This window comes from Variovorax sp. Soil_C_19 (assembly GCF_057657255.1).
The window spans coordinates 55,267-68,771 of the sequence record NZ_JBDGIV010000001.1 but is presented as its reverse complement, the minus strand read 5'-3'; the positions used below and the strand labels follow the sequence as shown (position 1 = coordinate 68,771).

13 protein-coding genes are annotated in these 13,505 nt (G+C 68.9%); 9 read left to right on the top strand and 4 right to left on the bottom strand.

Translation table 11 applies throughout. The features are described 5' to 3' along the window. A complete protein-coding gene (locus AC3A6R_RS00325; RefSeq protein ID WP_487859744.1) occupies positions 1 to 633 on the top strand; it encodes a DUF3299 domain-containing protein in 633 nt (210 codons plus the stop codon). A gap of 6 nt (positions 634 to 639) precedes the next feature. On the opposite strand, the gene AC3A6R_RS00320 is transcribed toward AC3A6R_RS00325, so the two are convergent. After that, positions 640 to 1,332 (bottom strand): helix-turn-helix domain-containing protein, encoded by a 693-nt coding sequence (locus AC3A6R_RS00320; RefSeq protein WP_487859743.1) that lies wholly within the window; start codon positions 1,330 to 1,332, stop codon positions 640 to 642. A 202-nt stretch (positions 1,333 to 1,534) separates the two neighbouring features. On the opposite strand from AC3A6R_RS00320, the gene AC3A6R_RS00315 reads away from it, so the two are divergent. The 8 genes from AC3A6R_RS00315 to AC3A6R_RS00280 are packed head-to-tail and all read left to right on the top strand — an operon-like array spanning position 1,535 to position 11,212. Then, positions 1,535 to 2,698 (top strand): NAD(P)/FAD-dependent oxidoreductase, encoded by a 1,164-nt coding sequence (locus tag AC3A6R_RS00315; protein ID WP_487863421.1) that lies wholly within the window; start codon positions 1,535 to 1,537, stop codon positions 2,696 to 2,698. 36 nt (positions 2,699 to 2,734) lie between these two features. Then, entirely contained in the window at positions 2,735 to 4,186 is a 1,452-nt protein-coding gene (locus AC3A6R_RS00310; RefSeq protein WP_487863420.1) for a M81 family metallopeptidase, read from the top strand. Positions 4,187 to 4,224: 38 nt separating this feature from the next. Then, complete coding sequence (locus AC3A6R_RS00305) at positions 4,225 to 5,814, top strand: ABC transporter substrate-binding protein (protein ID WP_487863419.1); 1,590 nt, start codon at positions 4,225 to 4,227, stop codon at positions 5,812 to 5,814. Positions 5,815 to 5,831: 17 nt separating this feature from the next. Next, positions 5,832 to 6,767, top strand: a complete 936-nt coding sequence (locus tag AC3A6R_RS00300) for an ABC transporter permease (RefSeq protein ID WP_487859739.1) — start codon at positions 5,832 to 5,834, stop codon at positions 6,765 to 6,767. Positions 6,768 to 6,794: 27 nt separating this feature from the next. Continuing rightward, a complete protein-coding gene (locus AC3A6R_RS00295) occupies positions 6,795 to 7,688 on the top strand; it encodes an ABC transporter permease (RefSeq protein ID WP_487859738.1) in 894 nt (297 codons plus the stop codon). A gap of 17 nt (positions 7,689 to 7,705) precedes the next feature. Then, positions 7,706 to 8,743, top strand: coding sequence for an ABC transporter ATP-binding protein (locus AC3A6R_RS00290; protein WP_487859737.1), 1,038 nt, complete (start codon positions 7,706 to 7,708; stop codon positions 8,741 to 8,743). Next, a complete protein-coding gene (locus tag AC3A6R_RS00285) occupies positions 8,740 to 9,729 on the top strand; it encodes an ABC transporter ATP-binding protein (RefSeq protein WP_487859736.1) in 990 nt (329 codons plus the stop codon). The genes AC3A6R_RS00290 and AC3A6R_RS00285 overlap by 4 nt, the downstream gene beginning before the upstream one ends. A 16-nt stretch (positions 9,730 to 9,745) precedes the next feature. Continuing rightward, the gene (locus AC3A6R_RS00280; RefSeq protein WP_487863418.1) at positions 9,746 to 11,212 is read left to right on the top strand and encodes an N-acyl-D-amino-acid deacylase family protein; all 1,467 of its coding nucleotides are present in this window, start codon (positions 9,746 to 9,748) and stop codon (positions 11,210 to 11,212) included. 9 nt (positions 11,213 to 11,221) lie between these two features. Here AC3A6R_RS00280 and AC3A6R_RS00275 read toward each other — a convergent pair whose 3' ends face one another. The 3 genes from AC3A6R_RS00275 to AC3A6R_RS00265 form a co-directional block, all read right to left on the bottom strand. After that, positions 11,222 to 11,434, bottom strand: coding sequence for a hypothetical protein (locus AC3A6R_RS00275; protein WP_487859734.1), 213 nt, complete (start codon positions 11,432 to 11,434; stop codon positions 11,222 to 11,224). A gap of 95 nt (positions 11,435 to 11,529) precedes the next feature. Then, positions 11,530 to 12,423, bottom strand: coding sequence for a ZIP family metal transporter (locus AC3A6R_RS00270; RefSeq protein WP_487863417.1), 894 nt, complete (start codon positions 12,421 to 12,423; stop codon positions 11,530 to 11,532). 112 nt (positions 12,424 to 12,535) lie between these two features. Next, entirely contained in the window at positions 12,536 to 13,447 is a 912-nt protein-coding gene (locus tag AC3A6R_RS00265; RefSeq protein ID WP_487859732.1) for a dienelactone hydrolase family protein, read from the bottom strand. Positions 13,448 to 13,505: the final 58 nt, after the last annotated feature.

Sequence of the window (13,505 nt, the reverse complement as noted above, 5' to 3'; positions counted from 1 at the left end):
ATGAACACCCCCCGACTTCGCGGCTTCCGTTCCTGCGCCGCCCTGGCGCTGGCCAGTTCGCTGCTCACGGCTGCGGCCTGGGCCGCCGAACCCGCGCCCAAGGACACCACCGCCACGAACCCGCTCGGCGGCAAGGGTGGTGCGCCGGCGGCCGCAGCCAAGGCTGCCGCCGGGCAGCCACGCCAGATCAGCTGGGAAGAACTGGTGCCGAAGGACTGGGACCCCGCCAAGGAGTTCAAGGGCATCGACCTGAGCGCGCTCGAGGACGGCGACCCGCGCGCGAACGAGCTGCTCATGAAGATGCAGGAAGTGTCGAACAACGCACCCACCAACCCGGCGATGAACGGCGTCGACGTCAAGATCCCGGGCTTCATCGTGCCGCTCGAAGAGGTCAAGGGCGAAGTCACCGAGTTCCTGCTCGTGCCCTACTTCGGCGCCTGCATCCACACCCCGCCGCCGCCCGCGAACCAGATCCTGCACGTGGTGACGCCCAAGGGCGCCAAGTTCCGCGCGATGGACACCGTGTGGGTCACGGGCAAGCTGCAAACCAAGCGCAACGATTCGATGATGGGCGTGAGCGGCTACCACGTGAGCGCCACGAGCGTCACCAAATACACGGGCGGCGCGAAGTAAGGCGGCTCAGGCCTTTCGGCCTCGGGCGGCGCCCTTCGGCGCCAGCGCCGGCGCCTCGCGCGCCGACTTCATGTGCCCGCTTTCACCCGTGGTCATGCCCACGATCTTCGCGAGCTGGCGGCTCACGCTCTTGTACGCATGGCCGATGCGGCTGTCGAAGTACAACGAGTCGCCGCGCGCGAGGCGCACCACCTCGCCGTTCTCGAAATGCACCTCGATCTCGCCTGAGAGCACATAGGCGAACTCTTCGCCCGCATGTCGCACGAAGTCTTCGGGGCCATGGATGCGGCGCGCGTGCACGGTGCCGACGATCGGGCTCATCTGCTTGCCGGCCGCGGTGGTGCCGAGGAACTCGTAGGCGATCGAAAGCCCCCGGTACACCACGCCCTTGCCCGCGCGCGTGACCACCGGGCCGTCGAGCTGCGCGGGCTTGATGCCGGCCCCGGCGAACATGGCGTTCATGTCCATCTCGAGCGCGCGCCCCAGCGCGGTGAAGTTCTCGTAGCCGAGTGCGAGCTGACCGCGCTCGGCGCGCGAGATGGTGGTGATCGACACGCCCGATCGCTCGGCCAGCTGCGCCAGCGTCCAGCCGAAACGCTTGCGCGCACTGCGCAGCCGGTGACCGAAAGTGGTGCGGTCCAGTGTGGGCGGCTCGTCCTTCGGCTTGGTCCCCGCTCTGGTCACTGTGTGTGGATTCACGCTTGGCTTTCTCTTGTGATGCATGGCGATTCTGCCAGTGGGCAGCACGCCATCCATGGCAACCCGGATGACGCAGGCGCGGAAGTTGCGTATCCGCAAATTGCATTCACGCAAATTTCACCGATGCGGTGCGTCATGGTTTCCCCTTGGTGCGTTGCAAATAATTTGCGTATCCGCAAAATCCTGCCTACACTTTTCGCCAATGACCTCCAGCACACCCGCGCCCGTTATGGCAGCCGACTACCTCGTGATTGGCGGCGGCATTGCCGGGGCTTCGGTGGCCCATTGGCTCGCGCCGCACGCGCGCGTGATCGTTCTCGAACGCGAGGCCCAGCCGGGCTACCACGCCACCGGCCGCTCGGCCGCGCTGTTCATGGAAAGCTACGGCACGCCGCAGGTGCGGGCCCTCACCATGGCGAGCCGCGCGTTCCTGCAGAACCCGCCCGAGGGCTTTGCCGAACATCCGCTGCTCACGCCGCGCGGCGCCATGATGGTGGGCAGCGCCGCGCAGTCCGCCGTGCTCGATGCGCACTGGAACGTGCTGCGCGCCATGGACCGCGAGGCGATGCGCCTCAGCGGCGCCGAGGCCATCGCCATGGTGCCGGCGCTGCGCCCCGACCAGGTCGACGGTGCCGTCTACGAGCCCGATGCCGCCGACATGGACGTGCACGCCATCCACCAAGGCTACCTGCGCGGCATGCGCCAGGCCGGCGGCAAGCTGGTGTGCGACGCCGGCGTCACGGCCATCGAGCGCATCGGCGAACGCTGGCGCGTGACGGCCGGCGGCGTTGCCTACGAAGCGCCGGTGCTGCTCAATGCCGCGGGCGCCTGGGTCGACGCCATCGCGCAGCTGGCCGGCGTGCGGCCCATCGGCATCGAGCCGCGCCGTCGCTCGGCCTTCATCTTCGCGCCGCCCGAGGGCGAGAACGTCGCGCACTGGCCCATGGTCTTCAGCGCCGACGAGGGCTGGTACATCAAGCCCGATGCCGGCATGCTGCTCGGCTCGCCGGCCAATGCCGATCCGGTCGACCCGCAGGACGTGCAGCCCGAGGAGCTCGACATCGCCATCGCGATCCACCGCATCGAAGAAGCCACCACGCTCGCCATCCGCCGGCCCACGCGCACCTGGGCCGGCCTGCGCTCCTTCGTGGCCGACGGCGACCTCGTCGGCGGGTTCGAGCCCGGCGCGCCGGGCTTCTTCTGGGTCGCGGCGCAAGGCGGCTACGGCATCCAGACCTCGGCGGCGATGGGCGAGGCCTGCGCGGCCCTGGCCCGCGGGCTGCCGCTGCCCGAACGCATCGCGTCCTTCGGGCTCACGGCCGCCATGCTCGGCCCCGAGCGGCTGCGCAGCGCGTCGCCCGCCTGACAAGAACAACCACCCCCTCGAACGAAAGACCATCCCATGCGTGTCTTCAGCGCCTCGCTCGCCACCGAGACCAACACCTTCGGCCCGATGCCGACCGGCCTTGCCTCCTTCAAGGACCGCGGCTATTTCGCGGCCGGCAAGCACCCCGATGCGATGACGCTGTTCTCGGGCCCGCTGTGGGCCGCGCGCATGCGCGGCGCCGACAAGGGCTGGCAACTGTTCGAGGGCATGGTGGCCGGCGCACAGCCCAGCGGCACCACCACGCGCCACGCCTACGAGACGCTGCGCGACGAGCTGCTGGCCGACCTGCGCGCGGTGATGCCCGTCGACATGGTGCTGCTCGGCCTGCATGGCGCGATGGTGGCCGACGGCTACGACGACTGCGAAGGCGACCTGCTGGCACGCGTGCGGCAGATCGCCGGGCCCGGCGCGGTGATCGGTGCCGAGCTCGATCCGCACAACCATCTCACGCCCGAGATGGTCGCGAACGCCGACCTGATGATCTCGTTCAAGGAATACCCGCACACCGACGTGCTCGAGCGCGGGCTCGAGCTGGTGGACCTCTGCGCCGCAATGGTCGAGGGCAAGGTCAAGCCGGTGGCGGCGGTGGTCGACTGCGACATGATCGTGACGGTGCACACCTCGCGCGAGCCGGCGCGCGGTTTCGTCGAACGCATGCAGTCGCTCGAGGGAAAGGACGGCGTGCTGTCGATCTCGCTCACGCACGGCTTCTCGTGGGGCGACGTGCCCGAGATGGGCACCAAGGTGCTGGTCTACACCGACGGCGACCAGGCCAAGGCCGATGCGCTCGCGCGCCAGCTCGCCGACGAAGTCATCGCGATGCGCGACGGCCTCACCGTGAACTACCCCGGCATCGATGCCTCGCTCGACGAGGCGCTGGCCTTCGACGGCGGTCCGGTGGTGCTCGCCGATGGCGCCGACAACCCCGGCGGCGGCGCCGCCAGCGACGCGACCTTCATCCTGCGCCGCATGGTCGAACGCGGCATCGCCAATGCGGCGCTCGGCCCGATGTGGGACCCGATCGCGGTGCGCATCGCCTTCGATGCGGGCGTGGGCGCCCGGCTGGCCATGCGCCTCGGCGGCAAGATCAGTCCGCTCTCGGGCGACCCGATCGATCTCGAATGCACGGTGAAGGCGCTGCGGCACGACCTGGTGATGACGGGGCTTGCCGGCACGCCCACGCTGATGGGCGACAGCGCCCTCGTCGAAGCCAACGGCATCGAGATCGTGCTGATCACGCTGCGCAACCAGGCCATGGGCACCGACCTGTTCACCCAGCTGGGCTGCGACCTCGCGGCCAAGAAGATCATCGTCGTGAAGTCGTCGCAGCACTTCTACGCGTCGTATTCGAAGGTCGCGAAGCACGTGATCTACGCCGGCGCGCCGGGCGCGGTCACGCTCGATCTCAACACCCTGCCCTACCGCAAGGCGCGGCTGCCCAAGTGGCCGATCGGCGTCGCCGCTTGAGTTTTCCTTTCTTCTTTTGCCCCACCGGAGTACCGACCATGAAACGACGAACGCTCGCAGTCCACGCTGCTGCTGTTGCCCTGGCGCTTTCCGCCGCGTGCCTGCCGGCGCTGGCACAGGCACCCGCGAACAAGACACTCAAGGTGGTCGCGCATGCGGATCTGAAGATCCTCGACCCGACCTTCACCACCGCCTACATCTCGCGCAACTTCGGCTACATGGTGTACGACACCCTGTTCGCGCAGGATTCGTCGGGCAAGCCGCAGCCGCAGATGGTGGAAAAATACACGGTCTCGAAGGACGGCAAGGCCTGGAACTTCACGCTGCGCGAGGGCCTCAAGTTCTCCGACGGCAGCGCCGTCACCTCGGCCGACGCGGTGGCCTCGCTGCAGCGCTGGGCCGCGCGCGACAGCCTGGGCCGTGCCATGACCGCGGTCGGCGCCGAATGGAAGGCCGCCGATGCGCGCAGCTTCACGCTCACGCTCGCAGAGCCCTTCGGCATGGTGCTCGATGCGCTCGCCAAGCCCTCGGGTTTTCCGCCGGTGGTGCTGCCCGAGCGGCTCGCGAAGATGTCGGCGACCGCGCCGCTGTCCGAGGTGCTGGGCTCGGGCCCGTTCGTCTTCAAGCGCGATGAATGGGTGCCGGGCAACAAGGCGGTGTTCGTGCGCAATCCGCACTACGTGGCGCGCAGCGAGCCGCCCAACGGCCTCGCGGGCAGCAAGAAGCCGCACTTCGACCGCATCGAGTGGCTCTACCTGCCCGATTCCAACAGCGCCATCGCGGCGCTCAAGCGCGGCGAGGTCGACCTCGTCGAGCAGTTGCAGCCCGACTACATCGCGCCGCTGCGCACCGACAGCAGCATCAAGATCGGCTCGGGCGGCGCCTACCAGGGCTTCCTGGTCATGAACCAGCTGCATCCCCCGTTCAACAACCCGAAGGTGCGCCAGGCGCTGCTCGCAGCGGTGAACCAGGAGCGCTTCGTCGCGGCCATGGGCTATCCGCTCGACATGCGCATGGCCTACTGCCCCACCTTCTTCATCTGCGGCAGCCCGAACGAGACCGCGGCCGGTGCCGAGCCCTACCGCAAACCCGACGTCGCCAAGGCCAAGAAGATGCTGGCCGACGCGGGCTACAAGGGCGAGAAGGTGGTGCTGCTGGTGCCGAGCGACGTGCCCTACCTCAACGCCGAGGCGCTGATGGCCGCCCAGACCATGAAGAGCATCGGCATCAACGTCGATGCGCAGAACCTCGACTGGGCTTCCATCGGCGCGCGCCGCGCCAAGCGCGATGCACCCGAGGCCGGCGGCTGGAACATGTACGTGACGGTGGCCGGCGAGTTCGACGTCAACTCGCCGATCAGCAACGCCTATCTGGGTGCAGCCTGCGGCAACACGCTGCCGGGCTGGCCGTGCGACAAGCCGCTGGACGAGCTGCGCACCGCCTGGCTGAAGGAAACCGTGCCCGCCAAGCGGAAGGAGCTGCTCGACGCCTTCCAGGTCCGCGCCTACGAGGCGGTGCCCTACATCAACGCCGGTCAGTACTCGGCCGCCTTCGCCGCGCGTGCCGACCTCAAGGGACCCGACAAGCTCTGGGCCGGCATGCCGATGTTCTGGGCACTCAGCCGATAGGCAACGCAGGCACCACCATGGGCTACATCGTTCGACGCGTCATCGCGACGCTTCCCGTCATGGCGGTGGTCGCCGTCGTGGTGTTCCTGCTGATCCACCTGTCGCCGGGCGATCCGGCCGCGCTGATCGCGGGCGACCTCGCGAGCGTGGAAGACATCGAGAAGCTGCGCACCGCGCTCGGGCTCGACCTGCCGCTATGGCAGCAGTTCGTGCTGTGGCTCGGCAAGCTCTTCACCGGCGACCTCGGCACCTCGATCTTCACGCAGGTGCCGGTGTCGCAGCTGCTGGGCCAGCGGCTGGAGCCCACGGTGTCGATCGCTGCGCTCACCATGCTGATCACGCTCGTGGTCGCGGTGCCGCTGGGCACGCTCGCGGCCTACCGCGCGGGCACCTGGGTCGACCGCCTCGTGATGCTGTTCGCGGTGCTCGCGTTCTCGGTGCCGGTGTTCCTCGTCGGCTATCTGCTGATCTATGCCTTCGCGATCCAGCTGCCGTGGTTCCCGGTGCAGGGCTACGTGCGCTTTGCCGACGGCCCCGGCGAATGGCTGCGCTCGCTGGTGCTGCCGTGCGTGAACCTCGCGCTGGTGTACATCGCGCTCGTGACCCGCATGACGCGCGCCACCGTGCTCGAGGTGCTGCATGAAGACTACATCCGCACTGCGCGCGCCAAGGGCCTGGGCGTGTTGCCCGTGCTCGGGCATGCGCTGCGCAACGCGGCGATCCCGATCGCCACCACCGTCGGTGTCGGCATCGCGCTGCTGATCGGCGGCGTGGTGGTCACCGAGACCGTGTTCGCCATTCCGGGCGTGGGCCGGCTGGTGATCGATTCGGTGCAGCGCCACGACTACCCGGTGATCCAGAGCGTGCTGCTGCTGTCGGCCGGCGTGTACGTGCTGATCAACCTGTTGATCGACCTGAGCTACCGGTTCTTCGATCCGCGCATCAGTTACTAGCCCACCGTGATGTCCAGCATCCTTCCGATGAACGAACACACCCTGCCCGCGGCGCCTGCCGCTGCCATGCCCGACGAGGCGCCCTTCGTGCCGCCGCGCTGGCGCTGGGCGCGCAAGCACCCGACGCTGATCGTCGGCGCGCTGCTGCTGATCGCCGTGGCCGTGCTGTCGATCGCCGCACCGTGGATCGCCACCCACGATCCGCAGGACATCGATCCGCTCGCGCGCATGCAGCCGCCGTCGGCCGAGCATTGGTTCGGCACCGACGCGCTCGGTCGCGACGTGTTCAGCCGCGCGGTGTGGGGCGGGCAGGTTTCGATGATCGTCGGCGCTGCAGTGGCCGCGCTGGCCACCGTGTTCGGTGTGCTGATCGGCCTGTTCGCGGGCTTCGTGCGCTGGGCCGACGGGCCCGTGATGCGCGTGATGGACGGGCTCATGGCCATCCCCGGCATCCTGCTGGCGATCGCGCTCATGGCCGTGACGCGCGCGAGCCTCACGACGGTGATCGTCGCCATCACCGTGCCCGAGATCCCGCGCGTGGTGCGGCTGGTGCGCTCGCTCGCGCTCACGCTGCGCGAACAGCTCTACGTGGAAGCCGCGCACGCCGTGGGCACGCGCCTGCCGTTGATCCTGTTTCGCCACGTGCTGCCCAACATGGTGGCGCCGCTGATCGTGCAATCGACCTTCGTCGCGGCCGCGGCGGTGCTGACCGAGGCCGCTCTCTCGTTCCTGGGCGTGGGCGTGCCCGCGCAGACGCCGAGCTGGGGCAACATGATGGCCGAGGGCCGCAACTTCGTGGCGGTGGCGTTCCACATCATCCTGTACCCGGGGCTGCTGCTGGCCGCGACGGTGCTGGCGATCAACCTGCTGGGCGACGGCTTGCGCGATGCGCTCGATCCGCGCCTGGCGCGGCAACTGTAGAAAGTGGGAAGAGCGCCATGAAGCCGATGTCCCATGTGGCCCTCGCCCCCGGCGAGCCCCTGCTCGAGGTCGACGAGCTGCGCACGCACTTCCACACGTTGAATGGCGTGGTGCGTTCGGTCGATGGCGTCTCGTACACGGTGCGCGCGGGCCGAACGCTCGGCGTGGTCGGCGAGTCGGGCTGCGGCAAGAGCGTGACCGCGCTGTCGATCCTGCGGCTCGTGCCCACGCCGCCCGGGCGCCATATGGGTTCTGTGCGCCTGCGCGGCACCGACCTGATGCAGCTGAGCGAGCGCGAGATGCGGCAGATCCGCGGCAACCGCATCTCGATGATCTTCCAGGAGCCGATGACCTCGCTGAACCCGGTGCTCACCGTGGGCCGGCAGATCGCCGAGACGGTGCAGCTGCACCAGAAGGCGACCCGCACCCAGGCGATGCAGCGCGCGGTCGAGATGCTGCGCGTGGTGCAGATCCCCGAGCCCGAGCGGCGCGTGAACGAATACCCGCACCAGCTGTCGGGCGGCATGCGGCAGCGCGTGATGATCGCGCTGGCGCTGGCCTGCAACCCCGAGGTGCTGATCGCCGACGAGCCCACCACCGCGCTCGACGTGACGATCCAGGCGCAGATCCTCGACCTCATCAAGCGGCTGCAGAAGGAACTCGGCATGGGCGTGGTGATGATCACGCACGACCTCGGTGTGGTGGCCGAAAGCTGCGACCGCGTGGTGGTGATGTACGCCGGCAAGAAGGTCGAGGAAGCCGACGTGATCGACCTGTTCGACCGGCCGCTGCATCCGTACACGCGGGCGCTGATGGCCTCGATGCCCGCAATGAACACGGCGCGTGCGCGGCTCAGCGAGATCCCGGGCCTGGTGCCCGCTGCGCACGAACTGGGGCGCGGTTGCGCCTTCGCCGCCCGCTGCAGCCACGCGCGCGAGCGCTGCCGCACCGAGGCGCCGCGGCTCGCGCCGCAGGGCGGCGACCACGAGGTGGCCTGCTTCGCCGTCGAGGAACGCTGGGACCAGCCCGCCGATGCCGTGGAGGTGAGCGCATGACGACGACCGACAGCGCGCCGCTGCTCCAGGTACGCAACCTGCGCAAGCACTACATCTCGCCCAAGCGCTGGCTGCGACCCGCTCAGCCGGCGATCCAGGCAGTCGACGGCGTCTCGTTCTCGGTCGCGCGCGGCGAGACGCTCTCGCTGGTCGGCGAGTCGGGTTGCGGCAAGACGACGACGGCCAAGTCGGTGATGCGGCTGGTCGAGCCGACCTCGGGCTCGGTGGCGCTCGAGGGCGAAGAGCTGCTGACGCTCTCGGCCAACGAGATGCGGCTGCGCCGCAGGCAACTGCAGATCATCTTCCAGGACCCGTACGCCTCGCTGAACCCCCGCCTGGCGGCCGGCGAGATCGTGGCCGAGCCGTTGCGCAACTTCGGCATGGGTGCCGCCGCCGAGCGGCGTGAGCGCGTGCAGTGGCTGTTCTCGCGCGTGGGGCTGCGGCCCGAAGCGGCCAGCAAGTTTCCGCACGAGTTCTCGGGCGGCCAGCGGCAGCGGCTGGGCATTGCGCGCGCGCTCGCGCTCAACCCGAAGCTCATCGTCTGCGACGAGCCCGTGTCGGCGCTCGACGTGTCGGTGCAGGCGCAGGTGGTGAACCTGCTGATGGACCTGCAGGCGGAGTTCGGCATCGCCTACCTGTTCGTCGCGCACGACCTGGCCGTGGTGCGGCACATCAGCCACCGCGTGGCGGTGATGTACCTCGGGCACATCGTCGAGATCGCCGACCGCGACACGCTGTTCTCGACGCCGCTGCATCCCTACACCGAGATTCTTCTTTCGGCGGTGCCGGTGCCCAATCCGCGCACGCCCGCGCGCCGGATGCTGCTGCAGGGCGATCCGCCGAGCCCCGCAAACCCGCCCTCCGGCTGCCGCTTCCATACGCGCTGCCCGATGGCGCAGGCGGTCTGCAAGGAAAAGACGCCCGAACTGGGCGAGCGCCCTTCGTCATCGGCCGGCGGCCATTGGGTCGCCTGCCACTTTCGCTGAAGAAACGACCTCACCGATGACCGATAAGCCCCCCCACTACGAGCTGCTGATCCGCGGCGGCACCGTGATCGACGGCACCAAGGCGCCGCGTTTCGAGGCCGACGTCGGCATCGCGGGCGGCCGCATCGCCGCCATCGGCCAGCTCGCGGGCCACACGGCCGACCGCGTGCTCGACGCCACCGGCCGCATCGTCGCGCCGGGCTTCATCGACTCGCACACGCACGACGACCAGGCCGTGCTGTCGCAGGCGCAGATGCCGTTCAAGGTGTCGCAGGGCGTCACGACCGTGGTGGCCGGCAATTGCGGCATCAGCGCTGCACCGCTTCGGCCCGACATGGACCTGCCGATGCCGCTGAGCCTGCTCGAGGCGCCCGCCGAAGGCCGCTTCACCAGCTTCACGGCCTACCTCGACGCGCTGCGCGCCGCGCCCTCGTCGGTGAACGTGGCCGCGATGGTCGGCCATTCGACGCTGCGCGCGGTGGTGATGTCCGACCTCGACCGCGCCGCGACCGCAGAGGAAATCTCGGCGATGCAGGCGCTGGTCGAAGAAGCGATGCAGGCCGGCGCGATCGGCCTGTCGACCGGCACCTTCTACCCGCCCGCGACGAAGGCGACGACCGAGGAGATCATCGAGGTCGCACGCCCGCTCACCGCCCGCAAGGCGCTCTACGTGACGCACATGCGCGACGAAGGCGACCGCGTGATGGAATCGCTCGAGGAGACCTTCCACATCGGGCGCGCGCTCGGCATTCCGGTGGTGGTGTCGCACCACAAGGTGCAGAACGCGCAGAACTTCGGCCGCACGAAGGTCACGCTTCCTTTCATCCAGCAGGCGATGCAGCACCAGTGCATCGGGCTCGACTGCTATCCGTACACCGCGGGCTCCACCATGATCCGTACCGACCGGGGCATGCTCGACGGCCGCGTGCTGATCGCCTCGAGCGTGCCGCACCCCGAGTGCGCGGGCCGCGACCTGAAGGACATCGCCGCCGACTGGGGCGTGCCGGCCGAAGAAGCGGCAAAGCGCCTGCTGCCCGGCAGCGCGATCTATTTCATGATGGACGAGGACGACGTGCAGCGCGTGCTGGCGTTCGACGAAACCATGATCGGCTCCGACGGCATTCCGCTCGGCGAGAAGCCGCATCCGCGGCTCTGGGGCACCTTCCCGCGCGTGCTAGGCCACTACAGCCGCGACATCGGCCTGTTCCCGCTGGAGACGGCGGTGTGGAAGATGACCGGGCTCACCGCGCGCAACTTCGGTTTGACCGAACGCGGCACACTGGCGCCGGGCCACCATGCCGACGTGGTGATCTTCGATGCCGCCACGGTGCGCGACACCGCGAGCTACGCAGCGCCGGCGCAGCCGGCCGAGGGCATCGACGTGGTGATCGTGAACGGCGCCGTCACCTGGCAGCACGGCGTGCACAGCGGGGCGCGCAACGGGCAGGTGATCGTGCGGCGGGACGCGGCAGCGGCGCGTTAGTTGGGCGGGTTAGTCGGGCGCGTTCATCACGCGCGCGAATTCCTCGTCGGCCGGCACGTTGTCGGCATCGAGATCGCTGGCGTCCGTGAGGTCGAGGCCGGCCTCGGAGAGATCGTCGCCCGCTTCGGATTCCATTTCCTCGAAATCGTCGACCGGCGAGTCGTCTTCATCTTCGTTCGATGGCGGCGGGGCGGAACGCTTGTGGGCGTCGACGTGCTTCATGATCGGCTCCTCGGCGAAGGGAATGGACGAAACAATCGCGAGCCCCGATGGTGCGCCTGTTTCGGGATTGCGCCAAATCCCCGCCGGCCGCGGATTCAGTCCTTGTGTCCGGGCTCGCCGTGCGTGCCGTGGTCATGGCCCTCGTGGCCATGTTCCTCATGTCCCTCGGCATGCCCATGCGCATGGTCGCCGTGGGCCAGCCCGCTCACGAGCGCGACCAGCAGGATGCCCACCGCAAGCCAGGCCACCTGGGCCGCGGTCTGCCGTGCGCCCAGGCGCTTCTGCAGTTGCGGAATCAGGTCGGCCAGCGCCACATAGACGAAGCTGCTGCTCGCCAGCACCAGGAAATACGGCAGCCAGTCCTTGAGCTGGTCGACCAGCCACCATCCCGTGATGCCGCCGAGCATCGTCATGGTGCCCGCAAGCGACACTTTGACGAGTGCAGCGCGCGGGTTGGCCGAGGTCTGCCGCAGCACGACCAGGTCGCCGATGTGGTGCGGCACCTCGTGCGCGAGCACCGCCACGGCCGCCACGAGGCCCAGGCGCATGTCGGCAACGAAGGCCGATGCGATCAGGATGCCGTCGCCGAAGCAGTGCACGCTGTCGCCGGTCAGCACGGCCCAGCCGCCGCCCGCGCGCGGGGCATGCGCGTGGTCGTGATCGTGGCCATGCGCGTGGTGATGGCCGCCATGTTGGTGATGCTCGTGGCCGTGGTGCCAGAGCTCGGCCTTGTCGAGCAGAAAGAAGAACACGATCCCGAACAGCAGCACGCCGAACAGGAGCGCGGGCGCGATGCGGCTCTCGAAGGCCTCGGGCAGCAGGTGCATGAAGGCGGTCGCGAGCAGCGCGCCCGCGGCGAGGCTCAATAGGTGCTGCGGATTCACGCCGCCCGAGCCGCTGCGCACGCCCACGCGCAGCAACCCTGCGGCGAGCCACACGCTTCCGATGCCGGCAACCAGGGTCGCCACGATGATCACTATCAAATTCATAGCTGCTTGCGCAAGGTCGATGGGCGCATGCGCCCGATGTCGTTCATCAACAAATAAACGGAAAAGGCCGTCACGCGGACGGCCTTCGGCAGTGGTTGGCTACTGGCGATCGTCAGGCGACGCCATTGGCTTTGAACCAGGCCGAGGCGCGCTGCCATCCGTCGTCGGCTGCGCTCTTGACGTAGCTCGGGCGGTAGTCGGCATGGAACGCGTGGCCTGCTTCGGGGTACACGACGAAGCTCGAGGCCTTGGCAGCCGGGGTTCCGGTCGCCAGGGCGGCCTTCATCTTATCAACCGTGTCAAGGGGGATGCCCTGGTCCTTGCCGCCATAGAGGCCGAGCACCGGCGCCTGCAGGCTGGCGGCCACGTCGACCGGGTGCCTGGGCGTCAGTTCGCTCGCGTTGCCGACGAGCCGGCCGTACCACGCCACGCCCGCCTTGACCTTGCCGGTGGCGGCATAGAGCCAGGTGATGCGGCCGCCCCAGCAGAAGCCGGTGATGCCCGCCTTGCTGGTGTCGCCGCCGTTGGCCGCGGCATAGGCGAGTGCGCCGTCGAGGTCGGCCATGACCTGCGCATCGGGCACCTTCGAGACGATGTCGGCCTGCAGCTTGGGGATGTCGGTGTAGCCGCGCGGGTCGCCCTGGCGCGCATAGAACTCGGGTGCGATCGCCAGATAGCCGAGCTTCGCGAGGCGGCGGCAGGTGTCGGCGATGTACTCGTGCACGCCGAAGATCTCCTGCACCACGAGGATCACCGGCAGCCCGGTCTTGCCGGCCGGCGCGGCGGCATAGCCGGGCACCTCGAAGCCGTTGACGGTGTACTTGATCGGGCCGGCCTTCAGGCCCTCGGCCGAGGTGCTGACGGTGCTCTGCGCCATCACCGGCATGACGGCGGCGGCATAGCCCACGCCGATCGCGGCCTTGAGCGCGGTGCGGCGCGTGGCGCCCTGCTCGGTGCTCTCGCCGGGGCGCAGCGAATCGAATTCGGATCGGAGGTCGGAACGGCTGTCGTCGCGAAGGGACATGGGAGGGACTCCAGTGGGTTCGTCGAACAGAACGGGCATGCGGACCAGACTCTGGAAC